Genomic DNA, 22,130 nt, shown 5'->3' on the forward strand with positions numbered 1-22,130 from the left:
CATCATGATTTTAAATTTATTATTTTAAATTTACTCAGATTCTTTCATTAAATCCTTTGTATCAGCTTCAGAAATTCCACTAACTTGACGTTGTTCAGTTAGTTGGGTTGCTTCATCAATTGCTAATACGAAATCTAAATTTATTTCTGCAATGTTTTTATCTACTGCACGTTCAAGAACTTCATAAGCCAGTTTCAAAATTTTAGAGGCGTTAAACTCACTCAACTCAGCAATCTTAGCTACAGCATCTTGAGTAAAAGGTGAAAATGTATTAGTATCTGCTTGATTTATCCGGTATGCTTGCAAGTATTTCTGGATAAGAGAATAAGCATCATTCACATTTATTTTTTCAAAGCGGATGACATTTGTTGATGTCACTTTAGAAGAAATTGGGGATCGTTGTTCCAAACCACTCTGCTCCCAAGCTGATTGGATTAAACGTGGTACTCCTGCGTGTAATACAAGTATTAAGTTGTAAAATCCCACTTTAGCATTTGTATAAAATCCGTCAAAAAGACAGGTTCTCAATTCTAAGGCAAAATCTCTTTTCTGTCTCTCACTTTGAAAATCAGGGACACGCTCAAAATCATCAACAAATATGTATGCTCCGTTAAATCCTGCTCCTAGAAACAAAGTTACAAGATGTGAGAAAATAAACTCAAGTCTTGGTTGACCACGTTTAAGATTTTGATAATATTGTTTAAAATCCTCCTGATTTACGGACTGAAATATCAAAGGAGTTAATGAGAATATAGGAAAATCTTGAGGCAAATTTTGTAAATAAGGATTTGCAAGAATTTTATATGAAACTTGACGAAAATCAATATTATTATCTCTGTACCAATCATGAGACTGAAGCTTATTCTTCAAATCATTTTCATCAGAAAAGTATTCTTCTGGATCAAAATCATCACTCAGATTAATAATTGCCTCTAACCGCAAAGATAACAGACTATCATTGATTATATTAGATTCAAATATACGTTCAAAAAAAAGATCAATAAAGCTCTCAAATGTTTTTGTTTTTCCTCCCGATGCAGGTACAAGAATTATTGCAAAACACTTATTCAGTTCATTAGAAATAGATAGACCAAAATCCTGATTAATTTTCTTTTGAAGATTTACCAAAAAAGCAGATTTGCCGTTTCCACGACCAATATATGATGTATCCATAATATACCCCAAACGCAGGTGATTAGGATCGCTTTGAGGAACCTTGAAAAAATTTTCTTCAATAGCTTCACTCTCTTTGTCACGAATAGATGGCTCATAAATTTCACCATTGTTTCGCGCATCATTCGAGTTAGGATTCACGAAAGGAGATGAAGGAAATGGGTTTTCCTTGAGGTTATATAGCTCATACCTTCCCTTATTTATAACTAGTTCTGACTTAGGTCGCTTTGAATATTTGCTAATATCCATAATTCTCTCTCTTTCTCAAGCTAAATCAATTGCAATTATGTTACGATACTTACCATCAACCATGACTGGTTCTCGGCGGAGATACATTACTTTAGTTTCATCTGGTAGTTTATCCACTTCTAAAGATATACTAATTCTGAGATGTTTATTATGATACGCATATCCTAAAAAATTATCAAAAAGATATTCAGTAATTTTCATACTATAACATACCCTTTCTCTAACATTTGGTAAGCTGACAAAATATGTTCTAGCTAACTGACGCACATCAAGATAAGCCTGATGAAGAGATTTAACAAATTCTTCTTGATTAATTTCATCCTCCCAAGATGGCTGATGCAAATACAATTTCATATTATCTGAATATTCATACAGTTCCTGAAACCTACCTGAATTGCTAGAGTTTTTAATAACAGATAAAGGATAAACCACCCTACCATTAAAATGTGGATCTGGGTAAAATTCAGTTATATGAAGTAGTCCAATCTGCTTACCTCTATAAGCCCATCTTTCAAAGGAATTTAACGATATCTGATAACCGTATAGTTCTACTAAAAAGTATTTAAGCCAGAAGTCTCTACCTCTTCGTAAAATAACATTGTATTTTGCTTGTTCAAAAGGTTCAGAATCTTCTTTAGGTAGTAGTCCATCTTCTGTCAGCTTACGAATTAGTTCATTATTTTTTTCTTCAAGATATATTTGTTTTCCTAGATGTTTATGTATATCTGCCTCTAATCTTTTTTTCAAGCTGCGAAAATAGTCCTTCATATGATTGGAAGTTGTGATTGAAACTCGCTTAATTTCTAAGCGATTTGCTGAGTATATTGGAAATATTAGCAGTCCAGATTTACGAGGATTTGCTTTATAACAAGTTTCAATGAGATAACGAAACGGCTGTTGCCGTTCTTCTTCCATCAATTTGAAAAGGTGCTGATTAAAGCTTACAGCACCTTCTATTTCATATTTTTGTATAACAGTAATTCCTTCATCAGTCAGTGAAATTACTCCATTATTATCAGTAATAAGTTTATAGTCTGTCGCTTCATCTAGAACTTGTTCAAAAGTATACTTATACCGATTCATTATATTAGTTGTAATCTTAGAATTAGCAGATTCTGTTAGTTTTTTATATTTTGATTCCCCAAGACGATACTGGTGCTTTAGATTCAAGAATTGGTCAAATATTTTTTCTTTTTGAGGTGATGTCCACACACCTTTCAGAAGAATATAAAAGTATTCTAGAAAATAAAAATTTCCTGGTGCTTGAGGAGGTTGAATCTTCGATGTCGGTATGGGGTTGTTAACCATGAAGTTATGATATATGAGTATGTTGAACTATTCTATTTTGATCTACTACAGAATTTTTAACTCAACAGCTAAAAGTTGTGCAGAATTTACTAAAATTAGAAATAAATAGTATTTATACTGCAAACGGGTCAAACTTGGACTTATGTCATACTGACCGTAACGTAGTGCAGGGAAGTATCTCGGAGATTCTAGAGCCTACGGCACGCTACGCGAACACTTCGTTCAGAATGACACTTTTAACCCGTTTTTAGTATATCAATACATTTGCAATCCATAGTATAATATCAAATCGGAACTATATTAAACCTATTCATGTTTATACTCATAAAACCTACTTTCCAATACAAAACCTACTGAAAATCCGATCTAAAACCGATTCCGTCACCTCTTCTCCGGTAATTTCTCCCAACGCATAAATCGCACCTCTTAAATCAATTGTCCAAAAATCTAAAGGTAACTTCTCGATAATTGTTGCTTGCACTTGTTCCAAATCAATCTTTGCTTTTGTTAATGCTGCGGCTTGTCGTTGATTAATTGCTAAATCCATATCAGCAGCTTGGACTTTTCCCGCTTGGACTATTTCTAAAATAGCAGTTTCTAAATCATCAATTCCTTGATTTTTTGCAGCCGCAGTTTTCACAACCTTCCTAATAACTTGATCCTCTTCCCTATCTCCATTCCTCTGCGTTCTCTGCGTCTCTGCGGTTCGTTTATTCCATAATTCCTGTGTGATTTCTGAAGATATTTCTAAAAGGTCAATTTTATTAATTACCAAAATTACCGGACGGTGTTTTACTTGTTCATAAATCTCTTGATCTGCATCTGTCCAACCTGCGGAAGCATCAATGGTAAATAAGACTAAATCAGCATTATTAGCAGCACGACGCGATCGCTCTACGCCAATTTTTTCTACCTGATCTACTGTCTCCCGAATCCCGGCTGTGTCTAAAACCTGGATCGGAATCCCCCCCACCACTAGCTGAGATTCAACTACATCACGGGTTGTACCCGGTAAATCTGTGACGATCGCGCGATCGCTCTGACTCCACGCATTCAATAAACTCGATTTTCCCACATTCGGGCGACCAACAATCGCTACTTTTAAACCGGTTCGCAATAATTCACCTTTATCTTTTGTTGCTAATAACTTAGTAATTTCCAAGCTAATTTTATCAATTTCTGTAATAATTCTTTGCTCATCTAAGGGTGGTAAATCTTCCTCAAAATCAATCCTGGCTTCGATTTCCGCCAAAATATCTAAACATTGAGCGCGTAAATTGCGAATCGGTTGAGCTAATTTACCCTGTAACCCAGCTAAAGCTGTTTGCGCTGCTTGGGTTGATTTTGCACCCACCAAATCTGCAATACTTTCTGCTTGAGTTAAATCCAAACGTCCATTTAAAAAAGCTCTTAATGTAAATTCCCCTGGTTGCGCTAATCTCGCACCATTTTCTAAACATAGTTGCAATACTTGTTGTACCGCCATAATTCCCCCGTGACAATGGAATTCCACCACATCTTCACGGGTAAAAGAACGGGGTGCTTTCATGATTAGTAACAAAGCTTCATCAACAACTTGCTGAGTTTGGGGTTGACGGATGTAACCATAGAGAATGCGGTGAGTCTCCCAAATTTGTTTTCCCGGTGCAGAAAATAGAGTTTGAGCGATCGCTATTGCATGATCACCAGAAACCCGCACAATCCCCACACTACCTTGTTGAGGGACAACAGCAGTAGCTATAGCAGCGATCGTTCCAGTATTAGCCAACAGTTCTGACATAGGAATTTTGAGGGTTCAGGAGTATGGGGAAAACTTCAATAAAAACTCTGCGTCACTCTGCGTTTACCTCAGCGAACCTCTGCGTTTAAAAGTAAAGTTACCAACCGTTTTTAGTACGGTAACATAATAGTAAAATTTATTTGAAGGGTAAAACACCCGAATTTAGAGAGGAGTTCACTGTGGAGCAGACAATTAACTGCGCTGAAGCCTGCGTTAACGGGTGTATTTTAGGCGACAAATGTCCCAATATTGAGTTTAGAGAAGCAGCCTCGAAATTTATTGAAGAGACTTCTTTAGACCAAATGCTAGAAATGGCGGAAGAACGACTGCGGAAAAAAATGTCAGAACCGCCAAAATGGGTGTTTCCAGAAGATCCTTAAATAGTATTTGGATCAATACCTAATTCTCGCAGCTTCGCCGCCAAGCGATCGCTGCATTGTTTTTCCTGTTCAGCCCGTGCAAATTCGTGTTTTGCGACTTCTTCTGGAGTGGGAACTAATTCACCTTCAGCAGTGAAAAAGCGCAACTTATGCTGATCAACTCCCAAAAATAACTCTAACTGCTGACTCCATAACCAGCCTTGATGATTAGCTTCCATTGGTTGATACTTCCCAGCTAAGAGAACAAACCCAGCCAACTCCAAATTGTGAGGATCAAACCAAAAGTATTCCGGTGTCCGAAAAATATCTTGGTAAATTTGTTTTTTTAAACCCTTATCAGTTTTGGCTGTGGAATCTGATAGCAGTTCGACAATTACATTGGGATACTTACCATCTTCTTCCCAAACCACCCAACTTTTGCGGGGTTTACGTTCAGCCCCCAAAACGACAAAAAAATCTGGACCCCGGAAATGCTCAGATTTAAGCTGGCGCGGACTGTAGTAAACAGTAACATTCCCAGACGCATAGAAGTCATTATTATCTCGCCACAACCACTCAAGACATTGAATGAGCAGCGTCATTTGTAGTCGATGTAAATCAGTTTCCAAAGGTGGTTCGTCACTATATAAATCTCCTGGAGGAAATATAACATCTTCTGGGATAGGAATATCTTGGATAATAGTCATGGTGATAAGTGGTTCAGTAATAAAAGGGTCAACTTAATTAAACATAAAACATCTATAATTAAAATTTGACACAAAAATAAGTTTTATGCACGAATTAGCTAGGAAAAAGTTATGAAAATACAAACTCAAAAATTTTTATTAGATAATGGTAAGTGAGTAAGTTTTTATCTGGAGGTTACAGTGATTAAGAATATTGAGATTAAAAATTTTAGATGTTTCGAGGATTTAAAAGTATCTGGTTTTGAGAAAATTAATTTAATTAGTGGAAAAAATAATGTTGGCAAAACTGCATTATTAGAAGCATTATTCCTAAATACTGTCCCCAGACCAGATACTATCTTATTATTACGACAAGTCAGAAGGGAATCCTCAAGGTTGAGTAAAGCTTTACCTGAAAGAACCTGGAATAATTTCTTTTTTCAACAAAATAAGAATAGTACCCTAGAGATTGAATCTACACTTGAAAATGGGTCTTCTAAAAAAATTGAAGTATTCATTGATGAGTCTGTAAAAGATTTAGAAGATACCTATCAAGAAGATAATGATGATGAAAAAGAAAAAATTATAAGCCTATTTTCTGGTAGTCAATCTGTATTATCTGTGATGCACCTGAAAACAAGGATTAATCATGGAGAGACTTTTGAAACATTAATAATTTCAAGTGCTAAAGGTGTTATAGGTAGAGATATTAAAGTTCCTGACATAAACAATGCTTTCTTCATCCCCTCCTTCTTGAGAGTTACTAGTAGAGAATTAACTGAGGAGTTTGACAAAGCTCGTTTGAGTGAGAGAGATAATGAGCTTCTCAGAGCCTTTCAAACTATTGATTCTTCTATTATTAAGGTAGAAAGCTTTAGTATCGGCGAGCCAAATCTTTATGTTACAAGAGAAGGAGAAAGTAGGTTGCCTTTATCCTTATTTGGTGATGCAATTAATCGTATTGCCGATATAATTTTAAGAATAGTGAATAATGAAAATAGTATTTTGCTGATTGATGAAATAGAGAATGGTATTCATCACTCTAATCAAGCTGCTTTTTGGAGTATTATTTACAAGTTAGCTATTGAGTTAAATGTGCAAATATTTGCTACGACACATAGTTTGGAAATGATTAAAGCTTTCATAAAAGCTGGATCAAAATATCATAATTTATCTGCTCATTTTGAGCTAACAAAAAATATTAAGAAAAGTAAAATAGTTGGGATAAGACGAGATTTGGATACTTTAAATTATGGAATAAGTCACAATAAGGAGGTGAGAGGTGAGTAGTAATAAATTGATTGTAGAAAGCAATAATGATAAATATTTTTTACAGGCAATTATTCGTCACCTCAATTGCAATATAGAAGTTGAATCTATAGAACCTGCACCTCCGATTATTATTTCAGAGGATGATTATAAATCAATGGAGGGGTTAAATTCCAAAAAACTAATAGCTGCTCTCAATTCCTTAAAAGCAGATATAGAGAAAGGCGAGATTGAAAAGGTAGGTATTATTATTGATATTGATGATAACGAAGAAAACGAAAGAATTAATTTTATTAATGAGTGTCTTCAAGAAGTTTTTCCGGGAACAACATCACTCACAGAAGTTAATAAATTTATAAATATAACTTTTGATGATATTAATATTCATCTGGCTTGTTACTTTACAAACGTTGATAGAAAAGGAGAACTAGAAACAGTTCTAAAAATGATTAAGAGCCAAAATTCAGTTTATGCTGATTGTTTAGAAAGTTGGAAAGATTGCTTGAAGAGTCATGGTAAAGAAATAAAGATTAAGGACTTTGATAAATTCTGGGTTTCCATATACCTAAGATTCGATACTTGCTCAAAAAATGACAAAAAGCAAGCGGAGCGTAAATGTAGTTTTAAGTCGGCAATGAATGAGAAAACTTGGATTTGGGACTTTGAACATCCTACATTGAATAATTTGAAGGCGTTTTTGCAGATGTTTAGTTAATTCCACTGCAAAAAAAGAAATAATACTTCTTGTTAATTGCCGTAGTAGTGTGATCATAAGCCAATTACCAATTTAAATATCCAACCCCAAGACAGTTAACTCCGGTGGATGTTCAACAGTAAATTGATAATATACTTCTTGTTGTTCCTGCGATGCCAACACAATATCCCATTCCAAAATACCCATTTCACCTAATTGAGTTTGCGGATTAGAACGAGAAAGACGCACCTTGATTTGTTCATTACGACTAACTGGTAATTGTTCAGTTAAATTTAAATGTGTTTCTTGATTTAACAAGTTAGTAATTACAATTCGATAAGCATAAGTAACTCTGCGTTGGCTACTCATCAATTTCTTATCTACCTGACGTTCAACTAAATCACGCTCAATTTTTAAACCTTCATCTATGCCTAAATTAATTTTAAATTCTTGTCCTGGAGCGATATTTTCTAATTGAGTTGCACCGACAAAAATAGTATCACGAAAAATATTTGCTGTTCCTGGTAATAAAGTTGCACCATCAGGACTATTTTTTATATTAGCTTGTAAATAGGCATAGCTAACTAAACGAGGTATGACTACATAATTGAAATTACAAGGATAATTATCTTGAAAAATTGTGGTTTTATGAGGTGTGCCATCAGTAGGAATATTACCACCACTATTTAGTTTAAATGTAACTACACTTCCTTGTTTAGATACTTCAGTCACAACTACTTCCGCGTCAATAAAACTTTCTGCATCTTCTTCTTTGGCTTTTTTTGACATCCCGCTAGGAGTAGGTAAAAGTATGGCCATAGCTGGTGGAGGAGACATGGAACGCTGCATGGTGAGAGTATCATCTGCTCGTATGCGTGGGGTGTCGATATACCAATGTTTTAGCTTAGGTGGTAATGTACCTAAACCTGGTTTAGCGGTAGAAAGGGTAAGCGCGACATCTAGCCAATCTTCTCCTGTACTTTGGGTAACTTCTGCCAAATAGCTTAAATGTAGAGTTTTGTTAATACTATCTACCCGCAAGTCATAAAGGGGTTTCCAACTGGCACGATTGACTAAATAAGATATTTCTAGTTCAAATTCACCTTTGCCTGCAACTTCTACTCCCACAATCACATTTAAACTTTCTTTGGGGTGGGGTGTTTGAATTTTTTGCAATGCAGCGCGGAGTGGTTGTAATTGTTTTTCTATTTCTTGTTGTTGGGTTTTGCATTCCCCAGATGCGATCGCATATTCGCTATACTGACTACCAATAAAATTGAGAAAATCCAATGTTTCACTCAAATTCAGATTTTTCCTAGATAGGCTCTGAGCAAAGGGTTCTTCGGTTTTTTCACCCAAGCCGGCAATAAAATGAGATTGCAATGCCAAAGCATCTATTTGAGCCTGTAAATGGCGTTTTTCTGCTTCTAGTTGCTGAATTTGTCTTGTCAACTGTGCCACTCGTTCAGCCACTGGTTCAGTAGTGTAAATGCGATCGCAACTCACCCCCAGTAACCGCACTCCTACCGTACCAGTACCACTTATCCGTACAGACTCAGTTTCTAGAGTTACAGGCAATGGTGTAATTAATAACTCCCGTTCTTGTCCTGTAAGCGATATAACACCTCGTCTTGTAACTAAAGCCTTGTCACCATAGACTGTGACAGCAACAATTTGGCTTTGTACTGTTTTGCGCCAAGATGATATTTCCGGGTTCACCACTACCAGTTTTGCCTCATGTTTAACAGTTATCAATTTAACAGTTATCAGTTATCAGTTTCATCGTTTGAGGCTAAATTTCCCTCCGTGATCCTAGATAACTGTTCACTGGTTTCATATTTCTGTTAGTTAATTGTCAATGGTTTGAGGTTGCACCGTCAAGCAGACAGGAAATTTTGGATGTAAACTTTATTGTGAAAGTCTATCAATCGTAATACTTAGAGGGGTAATATTTTGCGCCACAATCTTCTTTGCCGCTTCTAGCAGGTACTCATAATAAGTACGAGCAACAATAGATAACTGCTTACCTGCTGGGTAAACGATATACCAAGTGCGTTTGATAGGAAAATTCTGCACATCCAAAATGCTGAATTCATGAGCATCTGTCAATAAAGTATGACGAGATAAAACCGAAATTCCTAAACCTCCAGCTATTGCTTGTTTAATTGCTTCATTACTTCCTAATTCCAACTTCACCTTCACCTTTACCCCATGTTCGTCAAAGAGACTCTGCACAGCACGACGTGTACCCGAACCAGGTTCACGCATAATAAAAGGCTCTTCTCCTAACCGTTCTATGGGAATATTTTTTTCCTTTGCCAAAGGATGATTAAAAGGTGCAAAAACTACCAAAGGATTTTCTAAAAAAGGCTCAAAATTGATATCCAGATGATCTGGAACTTGGCTCATAATATACAAGTCATCCAAGTTACCAATCATGCGTTCCAAAATCCGTTCATGATTTGTAACTTGGAGCGATATATCAATTCCTGGATAAAGTTGACAAAAAGGCCCCAACAAACGGGGAATAATATATTTGGCCGTAGTGATCACAGCCAATCGTAATTGACCTTGTTTTAGCCCTTTTAAATCTGCCACTGTCATTTCAAACTGGCTTATAGTCTCAAAAATCTGGCGACAAGTGGCAAATAACTCCCGTCCTGCTTCCGTCAAAAATAACCGTTTCCCCACCTGCTCAAATAATGGCAACCCTACCGATTTTGTCAGCTGCTTGATTTGCATTGATACGGTAGGTTGGGTGAGAAATAATTCTTCAGCAGCACGAGTAAAGCTACCGTGCCGTGCAGCGGCCTCGAACACCTTCAACTGGTGCAGCGTCGCTTGGTTCAAGGTGATTCTCCTCTAATAGCAATTCGTAGACATATATTTTCAGTATTACTTAACACTAGCCAATTATGTAGTGGCACACATACCAAGTTATGAGTCTAAGTATAGACAAAAGTCTATGTTCGCTATCAGAAGTGCGGTATTGGACTTATGGAGTTAAGAAGTTATCATCAAAAAACAAGCAAATGACAAAATGCCTTCCAACTCAAGATGAATGCTGAATATTGAATAATTTATTATTGAAAATTCATCATTCATCGTTCCATAGTTCTTCCTTAATTTTGACAGGCAATCTCGCTAAATCTGGCAACTCCACAGCTTCCGCGTCTACAATTTTATCCCTGATATTCAAAGGAATATTTAAAGGCTCACGTTCTTCTATCCAACAGCTTGCGATCGGCAATGTTAGCTCCATTTCATCCAAGGGACGAGGAATTACCATCACCGCGTTTAACTCCCCAATGCGTTCTGCTTCAAACATTCCCGCTTCTACTGCTACGGCAACGTTAGCCACAGAACCGCGAATAATCGCTGTACACAAACCCGCGCCAATCTTTTCATAAGCTGCCAAATGAACATCAGCCGATTTGAGCATGGCATCACAAGCCCCTACCATTGCCGGAAAACCCCGCGTTTCCACCAAACCAATCGCTTGATTACTCAAGCGGCTATAACTGCCTTCCTCCATCAATTTACTGATGCGGTTGGTAATTGGCAGCACAATATCAAGGTTGGGATAAGGTCTGGGAATCACCAAACTAGAAACCAACTGACCAAATTGTTCAGCAGTTTGGACACCAGCTTCTACAGCCAAACGCACATCAGCAATACCACCCCGGATAATTGCGGTACAGTGACCACTACCGATTTTTTCATATCCAACCAAATGAACTCCGGCCGATTTCAACATCATGTCAGCTGTTCCAACTATTGCTGGAAAGCTAAGAGTAGATACTAAACCCAAGGCAGTATCCTTGAAGTTATCTTGATGACGGCGACGCGATGGCTGGATAGTGGTAAGAGATCGTTGATTAGATGTTTCCATCATGAATTCTCCAGAATACTCACAAAACTCTCCACTTAACAATTAACACTTACTACAGGGAATTGTCAGAGTGTTTGTCGTTCAAGGATTGTCTATGGGGAAACAATGTGATCAAAAGCCTATTGATGCTACCTTGCCCGTAAATTTGAGTCCCAAAAGTATTATTAGCTTCAGTTTCAGCTTGGCCTGGTGCTGCTTCTGAATTACTAATTTCGGTAGATTCTGGAGAATCAGGTTCTTCTTGGTGAGATTCAGTAACTTGGGCCTGTTCCTCCACTGGGGGAGATTGGCTTTTAGGAGTCGGAGAAGGCTGAGAAACGGCGTTAGACTGGTGTTGGAACTCCACAAAGGCTGAGGCTGAAAAGTGAGTTGAAGAAATTAGCTTTTCTTCCTGCTTTTCTTCTCCAACTTTTGAGGAAATGGAATTATTAGTGGATGGTTCAATTTGTTGGGTTTCTCCAACTTGGCGACTGGTATCTCCCAAAAGCGACCCAGGTGCAACTACTTCTCCTGGTGCGACAGAAAAGTTGAATACTGTCGTTGCTGCACCAATACAAGCATTAGCCCCAATTTTGCCTTGACCAACCATCAAAAAACCGGCTCCCAGATTCACTCCTGCTTCTACTTCTAAGACACCCTCATTAACCTGGAGAATTGACCCCATGCCAATACAGACCCCAGGCCCAATAATAATTTTACTGTTGGTAGCTGCTTGGAGTATTACTCCTGGAGCAAGTACCGCGCTCTTATGAATATTCACCTCGCCACTGATATACGTATCAAAACTGTCGCTGAGGCGAAGCAACGGCACAGACATGGAATTTATTACCTCGGAAGCCGGAATAATGAGTATTTAGAGTAAGTTGAGATAGGGACTGGGGACTGGTAGAGACTGGGGACAAATCAAGTCAAAATTGTCTATGTTCCTGTCACCTGTTACCTGTTACCTGTCACCTGTCACCTAAATTATGGACGTTGGATAATTGCTTCCAAGACGCGGCGTTTAGCTGCGGAATCAATACCAATTAAGCGTACATATTCACCTTCATATTCAGAAATGTAAGCTTCTAAGGTAGCGATCGCATCTCGTTCAGATGTAGCCTGAATCTGACCGCAGCTTGCCCAAGTACCTGTTCGGAAACGTCTTTGGTCTACGTGTTCAACGCTAATCTTAAACCCACCGTTTAACAACTGTCTCAGCTGGTCTATTACTTCTGTACTCAAGCGAGTACTGGTTGCAGTTGCAGTTGCAGTGCGACCACCATAATTGGCAGCTACTGCTTTTTTAGCAGTACCTGAAGATACTTCTTGATCGTTAGGACGTTGGATAATTGTTTCTAGTACCCGACGTTTGGCTTTCCTGTCAATGCCAATCAAACGCACATATTCGCCTTGATGGCTAACCATACATTCTTCCAAAGCAGCAACTACATCATTAGCTGAGGTTGCTTCAATGGGGTTACAACTTTCCCAAGTACCTGTCCGGAAACGACGCTCATTGACGTGTTCTGTACCAATTTTGTAACCATTAGCCAAGAGTTGGCGAATTTGGTTAACAGTTTCAGCACTGAGTCCACCACTAGCAACCGCACCGTTACCATTACCATTACCGTTGTAACTCTTGTAAGATGTAGTTGCAGGAGTTTTAATACTAGATGTACTTGTCGCTGCACCATCTGGACGTTGAATGATGGTTTCTAATACCCGTCTTCTACCGCTATCAATGCCGAACAAACGCACATACTCGCCACTGTGGTCTATTAGACAAGATTCTAATGCTGCGATCGCTTCTCCTAAAGACCTGGGTTCAATTGGCTGACAGCTTTGCCAAGAACCTGTGCGAAAACGTCTTTGGTCTACGTGTTCCGTGCCAATTTTATAACCCTGATTCAGTAAATAACGCACGTGTTCTACTGTTTCTGAACCCAATTTGCTTGCCACTTCACTACTCCTTTCCAACTCTTCAACAACAATACTTCTTGTATAAGATTTAGCCACAGAAAGATTAAGTTCATCCCGAATGGGGGTAATACACTTAAGATCCTCCGCACATCGATAACCAGTCCGCAAAGCCTGGTTAATCCCCACAACGTGGTGAGCAAATTCCTCATCCTGAGCTTGTACATCTGGCAAGCGGTCAGCTTGCTGCTGCGTAGTAATTATCGAGCCAGAAGCTACGTATTTACCTGGGGGAATTTCTACATCTTGGATTAAAGCGTGCATCATGACGATGCAACCAGCCCCTACTCTGGCATTAAATACCGTGGAGCGAAAGCCAATAAAGCAACTGTCACCAATGTACGCTGGTCCATGAATGAGCGCCATGTGGGTAATTGAAGCATTTTTCCCAATCCATACCGAGTATTTTTGGCCATCATCACCAATTACTCGGCCTTGCTCCAACCCATGAATTACTACACCATCCTGAATATTAGTATTTTCACCAATAAAAAAAGGTGTGCCTTCATCTGCTCTAATCGAAGTTCCTGGAGCAATAATCACATTTTGACCCAGGTGTACATCTCCAATAATCAGAGAAGAAGAATGTACAAATGCGGTTTTATGAATATCAGGTTCAGCTAAACTCCTAGACCACGGGGTTGGGGGGGCCGCCGTGCTGCGGACTGCCATCGCGAGATTCCTCCTGAAATAAGCTTTTTGTCAGTGGTCAGTAGAAGAAGGCAAAAGGCAAAAAATAATTTATTCTCTCTTCCTGTTCCCTGTTCCCTGTTCCCTGTTTTCTGACTATCTATATTTGGTCTTTTTTGCTGTAAAGGAGGCGATCTTCAACATATATAGTATCTATTATCGCCACTACTGCTGCATCTAAAGGACGTTGTTCATTGCCAAGAACTTGACGAGCGGCACCATTACGACTAAACAGCACCCACTCTTCCACTCCCGCACCGACATTATCGGCTGCAACCTCATATTCTGGCAGGAGTTTTCCGTCCTCATCTACTAATTGCAACAGCAGTAGTTTGACACCTCTAAGACTTGGATCTTTTTGCGTGCTAACTACTGTGCCACGAACTTTGGCAATTTGCATTCTAAATTATGGTCTTCTGCCGAAAGGACGAATTGCGTTTACACCTTCCCGGAACTGTTCTACATCTTCTGTATAACGAATTGGTAGAACGTATTCCAAATTTTCGTGAGGACGAGCAATGATGTGAGTAGACAGTACTTGTCCACCGTTAACTCGCTTGACATTTTCAACTCCAGCTGCTACTGAAGCTTGTACTTCGGAAACGTCACCACGAACGATGACTGTCACCCGACCACTACCGATTTTTTCATAGCCTACTAAGGTAACGCGAGCAGCTTTCACCATCGCGTCAGCAGCTTCTACTACTGCTGGAAAGCCCAGCGTTTCAACCATTCCCACTGCAATTGACATTATTGTAAATCCTTAAATCAAGTTTTCCAACAGGCAAAAATTTCCACTCAACCAAGCAACCCCGTTAATCACTTTGTTTAAACAGCTTTTAAGTACGGAACTGTTCTACTGCTTCTGTATACCGAATTGGTAAGACATATTCTAGGTTTTCGTGGGGACGAGCAATGATGTGAGTGGACAACACTTCACCGCCATTCACTCTTCTGGCTGCGTCAACTCCAGCTGCTACTGAAGCTTGTACTTCAGATACATCACCCCGGACTATCACAGTAACACGCGCACTACCGATTTTCTCATATCCTACCAAAGTTACACGGGCTGCTTTCACCATCGCATCAGCAGCTTCTACTACTGCTGGAAAGCCTTTAGTCTCTATCATTCCAACTGCAATTGGCATCGCAGAACTCCTAAAAATTTAATCAATCAGTACTATGGGTTGAAATTTTTGACGGGGATGCTGATCTTGAGGGAAGAAAATACTTCTAAAATTAAGCATATTAAACCTTGGCATCCCTGGCAACATAAATTACTATAATAGTTTGTAATAAAAAAGTTTTAGAAAACTTAACAAAACTTAATGCGCTCCTAAATTTGATCAAAGTTCACGGTTTCCTAGAGCGGCCGCTTATGCTTTATAATTTCTTTATTACATTTAGAAAATCACATTCATAATCAGGGCTAACCATATCTGGTCAGGATTGAGCAGAGGCTGTATATTCTATCGTCTCGGTCTTTCCTCAATTTTTGCTATCTGCACAGGTATTAAATGAAAAATATATAACTTTTTTAAATATAAACTATAAAATTCTTCGCACCAAGTAGAAATATAAATTTCCACCCAGAAGATTAGTAAAGGCAAGTAAATGCTGTTAAATCTGTAAACTTCTATTTAACTGCCATTGAATAGCGCACATTAAAGTAAAAATGCTGATTCAAGTTTATTGGAAAAATAGTTAAAAGAAACTTGATTTTTTCAAGTAACCGTTTTTAAGTAAAGGATTGTTTCTAGGATGTCTAAAAAACTAAAAGCTGAGTCGTTAAGGAAAATTTAAATGAATGAGTTTCTATTTTTTACAAGTTGGTTCGTACCTTTTTATAGCTTACTAGGGGCAGTTTTAACCTTGCCTTGGAGTATAGGAATAATTCAACGAACAGGGCCAAGACCTGCGGCCTACTTGAACTTGTTAACGACTTTAGTGGCTTTCGTCCATAGCCTGTTTGTATTTCAAAATATCTGGGATAGAGATCCAGAAACTTTAGTAATCACTTGGTTCCAAGCTGCGGATTTTAACTTAACGTTTGCTTTAGAACTGTCGCCGGTCAGTATTGGTGCAATAGTTTTAATCACAGCATTGAGTCTGTTAGCTCAAATTTATGCCTTGGGTTACATGGAAAAGGACTGGTCGATAGCACGTTTTTTTGGGCTTCTGGGATTTTTTGAGGCGGCTTTGAGTGGTTTAGCGATCAGTGATTCTCTGTTTCTGAGCTATGCCTTGTTGGAAGTTCTCACTCTTTCTACCTACTTGCTAGTTGGTTTTTGGTATGCTCAACCATTGGTAGTAACAGCAGCGCGGGATGCGTTTTTAACCAAACGGGTGGGAGATTTATTATTACTGATGGGTGTAGTTGCCCTTTCCACCCAAGCGGGTAGTTTAAACTTTTCTGATTTGTATGAGTGGGCGCAAACTGCTCATTTAAGTCCATTAACATCAACATTACTGGGGGTGGCCTTGATTGCTGGGCCTGCTGGTAAGTGCGCTCAGTTTCCTCTACACCTGTGGTTAGATGAGGCAATGGAAGGGCCTAACCCTGCTTCGGTGATGCGGAACTCCCTGGTAGTAGGAGGTGGTGCTTATGTGTTGTACAAAATTCAACCATTACTAGCACTCTCACCAGTGGCACTCAATGCTTTAGTCGTGATGGGTACGGTGACGGCATTAGGTGCAACCTTGGTATCGATCGCACAAATTGATATTAAACGCACCTTATCTCATTCTACCAGTGCCTACATGGGGTTAGTATTTTTGGCAGTGGGTTTACAGCAAGGGGGTGTAGCTTTGATGTTGCTGTTGACTCATGCGATCGCCAAAGCATTATTATTCATGAGTTCCGGATCTATCATCTACACTACCCAAACTCAAGATTTAACAGAAATGGGTGGTTTATGGTCACGGATGCCAGCCACTACCACAGCCTATGTCGTTGGTTCGGCTGGTCTAGTGACACTATTACCACTGGGTAGCTTTTGGGCAATGCTGGCTTGGGCTGATGGCTTGGTGAAAGTTAATCCTTGGGTAATTGTGGTTTTAGTATTAGTCAATGGGTTAACAGCATTGAATTTGACCAGAGTTTTCCGCTTAATCTTTTGGGGAGAACCGCAACAGAAGACTCGCCGCGCCCCCGAAGTTGGCTGGCAGATGGCCTTCCCAATGGTGACTTTGACGATACTGACCCTACTATTACCCCTAATGTTACAGCAATGGTACTTGTTGCCAGGATGGGAAAGTATTGATTGGTATGTGGTATTAGCTTTGCTAACTTCTACTGTATTAGGGGTGGGTATTGGTGCGACAATGTACCTACATAAAGCTTGGTCAAGATCCAGAATTCTGGCATGGAGATTTATTCAAGATTTACTAGGTTACGATTTTTACATTGACAGAGTTTATCGTCTCACCATCGTCAGTGCTGTTGCTCTGTTATCAAAGATTTCTTCTTGGAGCGATCGCTATTTAGTCGATGGTTTAGTAAACTTAGTCGGTTTTGCTGCCATTTTCAGTGGTCAAAGTTTAAAGTACAGCATTTCTGGTCAATCTCAAGCCTATATGCTGACTATTCTCGTAGTGATTAGCGTCCTTGGTTTCTTTATTAGTTGGTCATTAGGTCTACTTGATAAATTACCTTTTTAATAGTGCTGAGTACCGAGTACAGAGTATTGAGTACAGAGTATTGAGTACAGAGTATTGAGTACCGAGTGCTGAGTATTGAGTGCTGAGTATTGAGTTAGGATCTGTTCTTTTTATCTCACCCATCTTCCCCATCTCTATTTCCTTCACTGCTTATGATGCTGAGTACGTTGATTTTGCTGCCTTTACTTGGTGCTGCCTTCATCGGTTTCTATCCCTATCCTATCAGTGGGAAAATGTCCCGTAGAATGGCTTTATCCGTAGCAGTAATTATTTTTTTATGGACAGTTTTTCTGGCGATTCAGTTTCATCCAGAGGAAGTCGGCATACAGTTTGCTGAATCCCTGCCTTGGATAGATGCCTTGGGATTAAACTATAATCTAGGCATAGATGGTTTATCATTGCCATTATTATTGTTGAATGGACTTTTGACTGCCATCGCCATCTACAGCAGCGATGAATCTCTTCAGCGTCCTAGGTTTTATTACTCGTTAATCTTACTCCTGAGTACTGGGGTGACAGGAGCATTTTTGGCACAGGATTTATTGCTATTTTTCCTGTTTTATGAGTTAGAACTAATTCCTCTATATCTGCTAATTGCAATTTGGGGTGGTGCAAAGCGTGGTTATGCAGCTACCAAGTTTCTGATTTATACAGCAGTTTCGGGAATCTTGATTTTATCTAGTTTTCTGGGGATGGTTTGGTTAAGTGATTCTCCAAGCTTTGGACTAGCAACCATCAACGCCCATAATCTACCTTTAGCGACTCAATTATTACTACTGGTAGGGATTTTGATAGGTTTTGGCATTAAAATTCCCCTGGTTCCCTTTCATACTTGGTTGCCTGATGCCCACGTCGAAGCTTCCACACCGATTTCTGTACTGTTAGCTGGGGTATTGTTGAAATTAGGAACTTACGGTTTACTCAGATTTGGAATGAACTTGTTGCCGGAAGCTTGGGAATATGTAGCACCAACTTTAGCAACATGGGCAGTAATTAGTGTCCTGTTTGGTGCATCTTGTGCGATCGCTCAAACTGATATGAAAAAAATGGTAGCTTATAGTTCTATTGGACATATGGGCTATATTTTGTTAGCAGCAGCAGCAGCCACACCCCTCAGCGTCTTAGGTGCTGTCATGCAAATGATTAGCCACGGCTTGATTTCTGCCATGATGTTTTTATTGGTGGGAGTTGTATATAAAAAAACTGGTAGTCGTGATTTAGATGTTATTCGCGGACTACTGAACCCAGAACGAGGTATGCCCGTCATCGGCACCTTGATAGTTTTGGGAGTCATGGCTAGTGCTGGTATACCGGGAATGGTAGGTTTTATTTCCGAATTTATTATTTTTCGGGGCAGTTTCGAGGTTTTCCCAGTACAAACCCTGTTATCAATGCTGGGTACAGGTTTAACTGCGGTTTACTTCTTAATTCTGCTCAATCGTGCCTTTTTTGGGCGGTTATCTGCACAAGTTACCAACCTACCACGGGTTTATTGGAGCGATCGCATTCCTGCATTTATCTTGGCTTTATTAATTGTGATTTTCGGCATTCAACCATCTTGGTTAGTGCATTGGAGTCAAGCGACAATCACCGCAATGGTAAATACACCAAGTCTAGTAGTAAATGCACCAGTAGATAAACTTGGTAAAACTTAAAAGATATTAGTTTTGTGGTAGGGCTTGAATTCTACTACAAGCTAATTCTTCAATTTCTCTCCCTCAGCCTTGATTTATTTTTAATTTTCTGGAGAAATAGTAATGGTTAATCTTAAAAAGAAACCTGTTAATAAGCCTTTATCTGAATATATTCAACGCCTAGAAACTGGAGGGGCATTACTTTCTGACACTCCAGAAAATGTCATGGAAGTGGTGGGTATTCTCAAAAGCTATGGTGTAGTTTTAGATGCCTATTCCAAAAATCTTATTTACATAGCTGAACATCAATTTTTAATATTTTTTCCCTTTTTTAAATATTTTAACGGCGAAATGTCTTTTTCAAAATTACTTCATCACTGGTGGCATGACAGAATTAATTTTGAATATGCCGAATATTGCATGAAAGCCATGATGTGGCATGGTGGTGGTGGATTAGATACATATTTAGATACCGAAGAATTTAAAACCAGAACACAAGCTGTTATTGCTGCTAAATTTAAAAATAATCCTTTAATATTAGGGCTTAATCAACTATTTCCTGACTTTCTCACAGAACAGTTGCGAGTCTCAGCCTATTACACAGGTTTAGGTCAATTTTGGCGAGTAATGGCTGATATGTTCCTCAGTTTATCAGACCGCTATGACATAGGCGAAATCAAAACTATCCCTCAAGTTGTAGATCACATCAAATCAGGTTTAGTCGCAGATGCTTCAAAACCAATTACTTATAATGTCACAATTGACAACAAAGTCTATGAAATTATTTCTAAATCAGTTGGTTTAACTTTCTTAGCAGATACAGCTATTCCTTATGTAGAAGCAATTTTTTTCCGGGGAACCCCTTTTGCCGGCACAGTTTCCCTCAACGCTCAAGCCTATCAAATTCCTCCTGATCAATCTCGATTTCAATATGGGGCATTATACGCTGATCCTTTACCTATAGGTGGTGCAGGGATTCCTCCCACATTGTTGATGCAGGATATGCGCCACTATTTGCCAGAATATTTGCATGATATTTATCGTCGCAGTCTTCGAGGAGAAGATGATTTGCGTGTGCAGATTTGTATGAGTTTCCAAAAGTCGATGTTTTGCGTCACGACAGCAACTATTTTGGGATTACTGCCTTATCCTCTAGATACACAAGATCCATCTGAGCAAACAGCTAATCGTGTTTATTTAGAAAAATGGATGGATAGGTTAAAAAACTCGCAGATATTGGCAGTGAATAAATCTTGAGTAAAGCGCGATTATACTGTTTGTAGCCTGTATCAATAGTGTATGCGACCGAACAATTTAAACAACAAAAAGAAAAAATAGGCTTCTCAGATGAATCAAAAAATAAAATTCTCCGTCACTAGATGTATCAGTGAAATATTTAAAGGTTGAATTATGTCATTACAACCACTTCAGGTTTTATTTTTGAGTAGTCTTAGCTTATCCTTACTTCTTAGCAATTCTGTAGCCTTTGCCCAAGTGGATAGTGTTGTTGTCCCCACAATACCATCAGGATCATCAACAACAGTACCATCAGGATCATCAACAACAGTACCATCAGGATCATCAACAACAGTGCCATCAGGATCATCAACAACAGTGCCATCAGGATCATCCACTAATATACCGAATTCAAATACTGTTAACAGCAGCACAAGATTTAGCTGTCAATATTACAATGGTAGGTATACTGTAATGTACCAGCCCCAAAGTCAACCAGGTCAATTCTTTGCTTGGGCAGCACCTCAAGCTTTGGGTGGTGGTTGGACACCACAAAATCGCTGTGAAGCGATCGCAAGTCGTTTAGAATTATATCGCCCAGATGGCTTACAAGAACTCCAGATAGCTGTAGAAAATAACGAAAATATTATCTGTGTCACCACTGAGGCTAACTCTGGTTGTCGGATTGTCCTGACAGTACCCCGTGGTCAAGATCCTTACGCTATCCGCAGTAGTGTTTTCAATAACTTGGCCACTGCTGACAATGGACAGCAAACCATAGCTGTTAATACCTATGCTAATCGTAACCAAGGAGGCGCAGACGAATTATACAACTTGGGACGCAGCCTTTTAGGTGGCGGTAATAATCGGGTGAATTCATCTAAAAATGGCATTAATTTGAAACCGTTCCTAGATCCCCAAGATGGTGGTACAGCAAGCAACTTGCGAAATGGAGTCTCAATTGGTCGTCCTTCTCGACCACAAAATAGTACTATCTTGAATCCCCGCTTATTCCGCTAATCGTGGAATGTATCTTACGTTAGGGTTTTTGTAGTATTAATCAAGTAGTAGCCAGTGTAATTAGGGCTTGCTGAAATTCTCAAATCCTGACTAGATAAGATTTTCAACAGATGTCTGCTATGAATACAATCTTAGCCTCTTTGTACCTATTGACAAAGAGGCTTTTGCCTTTGATTGATTTTTAAAATTTTAAAAAATAGTAATTTTTCTCGAAAATTAACGATATCGACGCTAAGGTCAAGATTTGAATAACAATCTCATAATTCAGATGTTAACTTTCAAAAGTTTTTTTTATATGACTGCCAATTTGAGCTTGCAAATTAAAAAAATTGTGATAGTTTGGTACGATATCTGGTATCGATACCTTTGTTACTAAGGTTGACAAGAAAGATAATATTCTATTAATGCTCTGATTTTTAGTAAGCATTCACAAACAGAAAGAGAGCTAAAGACATGGTCTTAAGTTGTAAAAATTGTTTACCTTAACCCATAGATAAACGGGGTATAATCTGTTTCTACTA

19 protein-coding genes are annotated in these 22,130 nt (G+C 38.8%); 7 read left to right on the forward strand and 12 right to left on the reverse strand.

Going from position 1 to position 22,130, the window contains the following annotated elements; all coding sequences use genetic code 11:
- Positions 1 to 30: 30 nt before the first annotated feature.
- The 3 genes from VB713_RS18170 to mnmE all read right to left on the reverse strand — a co-directional run bounded on the left by VB713_RS18170 (position 31) and on the right by mnmE (position 4,510).
- On the reverse strand, positions 31 to 1,422 hold the full coding sequence (locus tag VB713_RS18170) for a hypothetical protein (protein ID WP_323312920.1): 1,392 nt from the start codon (positions 1,420 to 1,422) through the stop codon (positions 31 to 33).
- Between the two features lie 15 nt (positions 1,423 to 1,437).
- Positions 1,438 to 2,730 (reverse strand): hypothetical protein, encoded by a 1,293-nt coding sequence (locus tag VB713_RS18175; RefSeq protein ID WP_323312921.1) that lies wholly within the window; start codon positions 2,728 to 2,730, stop codon positions 1,438 to 1,440.
- A 331-nt stretch (positions 2,731 to 3,061) separates the two neighbouring features.
- A complete protein-coding gene (gene mnmE, locus VB713_RS18180; protein WP_323312922.1) occupies positions 3,062 to 4,510 on the reverse strand; it encodes a tRNA uridine-5-carboxymethylaminomethyl(34) synthesis GTPase MnmE in 1,449 nt (482 codons plus the stop codon).
- A 179-nt stretch (positions 4,511 to 4,689) separates the two neighbouring features.
- Between mnmE and VB713_RS18185 the strand changes: the two genes are divergently transcribed.
- Entirely contained in the window at positions 4,690 to 4,890 is a 201-nt protein-coding gene (locus tag VB713_RS18185) for a hypothetical protein (protein ID WP_323312923.1), read from the forward strand.
- On the opposite strand, the gene VB713_RS18190 is transcribed toward VB713_RS18185, so the two are convergent.
- Positions 4,887 to 5,576: a Uma2 family endonuclease gene (locus VB713_RS18190; protein WP_323312924.1), complete on the reverse strand. Its 690-nt coding sequence runs from the start codon at positions 5,574 to 5,576 to the stop codon at positions 4,887 to 4,889. The two genes, VB713_RS18185 and VB713_RS18190, sit on opposite strands and share 4 nt — an antisense overlap.
- A 180-nt stretch (positions 5,577 to 5,756) precedes the next feature.
- Here VB713_RS18190 and VB713_RS18195 point away from each other — a divergent pair, with 180 nt between their 5' ends.
- Positions 5,757 to 6,845 carry an AAA family ATPase gene (locus tag VB713_RS18195; RefSeq protein ID WP_323312925.1) on the forward strand — a complete coding sequence of 363 codons (1,089 nt, stop codon included), beginning with the start codon at positions 5,757 to 5,759 and terminating at the stop codon, positions 6,843 to 6,845.
- A complete protein-coding gene (locus VB713_RS18200; protein WP_323312926.1) occupies positions 6,838 to 7,539 on the forward strand; it encodes a DUF3226 domain-containing protein in 702 nt (233 codons plus the stop codon). The genes VB713_RS18195 and VB713_RS18200 overlap by 8 nt, the downstream gene beginning before the upstream one ends.
- A 72-nt stretch (positions 7,540 to 7,611) precedes the next feature.
- Here VB713_RS18200 and VB713_RS18205 read toward each other — a convergent pair whose 3' ends face one another.
- From VB713_RS18205 to VB713_RS18240, 8 genes are all read right to left on the reverse strand, one after another.
- Positions 7,612 to 9,240 (reverse strand): mucoidy inhibitor MuiA family protein, encoded by a 1,629-nt coding sequence (locus VB713_RS18205; RefSeq protein ID WP_323312959.1) that lies wholly within the window; start codon positions 9,238 to 9,240, stop codon positions 7,612 to 7,614.
- Positions 9,241 to 9,426: 186 nt separating this feature from the next.
- Entirely contained in the window at positions 9,427 to 10,368 is a 942-nt protein-coding gene (locus VB713_RS18210; protein ID WP_323312927.1) for a LysR family transcriptional regulator, read from the reverse strand.
- A gap of 247 nt (positions 10,369 to 10,615) precedes the next feature.
- Positions 10,616 to 11,410, reverse strand: a complete 795-nt coding sequence (locus VB713_RS18215; protein WP_323312960.1) for a BMC domain-containing protein — start codon at positions 11,408 to 11,410, stop codon at positions 10,616 to 10,618.
- Between the two features lie 52 nt (positions 11,411 to 11,462).
- Positions 11,463 to 12,227, reverse strand: coding sequence for a transferase (locus VB713_RS18220; RefSeq protein WP_323312928.1), 765 nt, complete (start codon positions 12,225 to 12,227; stop codon positions 11,463 to 11,465).
- A gap of 149 nt (positions 12,228 to 12,376) precedes the next feature.
- Positions 12,377 to 14,041 carry a ribulose bisphosphate carboxylase small subunit gene (locus tag VB713_RS18225; RefSeq protein WP_323312929.1) on the reverse strand — a complete coding sequence of 555 codons (1,665 nt, stop codon included), beginning with the start codon at positions 14,039 to 14,041 and terminating at the stop codon, positions 12,377 to 12,379.
- A 118-nt stretch (positions 14,042 to 14,159) separates the two neighbouring features.
- On the reverse strand, positions 14,160 to 14,459 hold the full coding sequence (locus tag VB713_RS18230) for a EutN/CcmL family microcompartment protein (RefSeq protein WP_015212737.1): 300 nt from the start codon (positions 14,457 to 14,459) through the stop codon (positions 14,160 to 14,162).
- A 6-nt stretch (positions 14,460 to 14,465) separates the two neighbouring features.
- A complete protein-coding gene (locus VB713_RS18235; RefSeq protein ID WP_015212738.1) occupies positions 14,466 to 14,810 on the reverse strand; it encodes a carbon dioxide-concentrating mechanism protein CcmK in 345 nt (114 codons plus the stop codon).
- 88 nt (positions 14,811 to 14,898) lie between these two features.
- Positions 14,899 to 15,207: a carbon dioxide-concentrating mechanism protein CcmK gene (locus VB713_RS18240; protein ID WP_015212739.1), complete on the reverse strand. Its 309-nt coding sequence runs from the start codon at positions 15,205 to 15,207 to the stop codon at positions 14,899 to 14,901.
- A 655-nt stretch (positions 15,208 to 15,862) separates the two neighbouring features.
- Between VB713_RS18240 and VB713_RS18245 the strand changes: the two genes are divergently transcribed.
- From VB713_RS18245 to VB713_RS18260, 4 genes are all read left to right on the forward strand, one after another.
- Positions 15,863 to 17,719 (forward strand): NAD(P)H-quinone oxidoreductase subunit F, encoded by a 1,857-nt coding sequence (locus VB713_RS18245; protein ID WP_323312930.1) that lies wholly within the window; start codon positions 15,863 to 15,865, stop codon positions 17,717 to 17,719.
- A 155-nt stretch (positions 17,720 to 17,874) separates the two neighbouring features.
- Positions 17,875 to 19,374: an NADH-quinone oxidoreductase subunit M gene (locus tag VB713_RS18250; RefSeq protein ID WP_323312961.1), complete on the forward strand. Its 1,500-nt coding sequence runs from the start codon at positions 17,875 to 17,877 to the stop codon at positions 19,372 to 19,374.
- 102 nt (positions 19,375 to 19,476) lie between these two features.
- Positions 19,477 to 20,610: a CO2 hydration protein gene (locus tag VB713_RS18255; protein WP_323312931.1), complete on the forward strand. Its 1,134-nt coding sequence runs from the start codon at positions 19,477 to 19,479 to the stop codon at positions 20,608 to 20,610.
- 153 nt (positions 20,611 to 20,763) lie between these two features.
- Positions 20,764 to 21,609, forward strand: coding sequence for a COP23 domain-containing protein (locus tag VB713_RS18260; protein WP_323312932.1), 846 nt, complete (start codon positions 20,764 to 20,766; stop codon positions 21,607 to 21,609).
- Positions 21,610 to 22,130 lie beyond the last annotated feature (521 nt).

Source organism: Anabaena cylindrica UHCC 0172 (assembly GCF_034931625.1).
Taxonomy (GTDB): domain Bacteria; phylum Cyanobacteriota; class Cyanobacteriia; order Cyanobacteriales; family Nostocaceae; genus Anabaena; species Anabaena cylindrica_A.

Excerpts from the sequence above, each read along its gene's own strand:
- VB713_RS18220 (WP_323312928.1), bottom strand. The coding sequence starts at position 12,227 with ATGTCTGTGCCGTTGCTTCGCCTCAGCGACAGTTTTGATACGTATATC.
- VB713_RS18235 (WP_015212738.1), bottom strand. The coding sequence starts at position 14,810 with ATGTCAATTGCAGTGGGAATGGTTGAAACGCTGGGCTTTCCAGCAGTA.
- VB713_RS18245 (WP_323312930.1), top strand. The coding sequence starts at position 15,863 with ATGAATGAGTTTCTATTTTTTACAAGTTGGTTCGTACCTTTTTATAGC.
- VB713_RS18250 (WP_323312961.1), top strand. The coding sequence starts at position 17,875 with ATGCTGAGTACGTTGATTTTGCTGCCTTTACTTGGTGCTGCCTTCATC.
- VB713_RS18175 (WP_323312921.1), bottom strand. The coding sequence starts at position 2,730 with ATGGTTAACAACCCCATACCGACATCGAAGATTCAACCTCCTCAAGCA.
- mnmE (WP_323312922.1), bottom strand. The coding sequence starts at position 4,510 with ATGTCAGAACTGTTGGCTAATACTGGAACGATCGCTGCTATAGCTACT.
- VB713_RS18170 (WP_323312920.1), bottom strand. The coding sequence starts at position 1,422 with ATGGATATTAGCAAATATTCAAAGCGACCTAAGTCAGAACTAGTTATA.
- VB713_RS18225 (WP_323312929.1), bottom strand. The coding sequence starts at position 14,041 with ATGGCAGTCCGCAGCACGGCGGCCCCCCCAACCCCGTGGTCTAGGAGT.
- VB713_RS18215 (WP_323312960.1), bottom strand. The coding sequence starts at position 11,410 with ATGGAAACATCTAATCAACGATCTCTTACCACTATCCAGCCATCGCGT.
- VB713_RS18240 (WP_015212739.1), bottom strand. The coding sequence starts at position 15,207 with ATGCCAATTGCAGTTGGAATGATAGAGACTAAAGGCTTTCCAGCAGTA.
- VB713_RS18255 (WP_323312931.1), top strand. The coding sequence starts at position 19,477 with ATGGTTAATCTTAAAAAGAAACCTGTTAATAAGCCTTTATCTGAATAT.
- VB713_RS18260 (WP_323312932.1), top strand. The coding sequence starts at position 20,764 with ATGTCATTACAACCACTTCAGGTTTTATTTTTGAGTAGTCTTAGCTTA.
- VB713_RS18230 (WP_015212737.1), bottom strand. The coding sequence starts at position 14,459 with ATGCAAATTGCCAAAGTTCGTGGCACAGTAGTTAGCACGCAAAAAGAT.
- VB713_RS18190 (WP_323312924.1), bottom strand. The coding sequence starts at position 5,576 with ATGACTATTATCCAAGATATTCCTATCCCAGAAGATGTTATATTTCCT.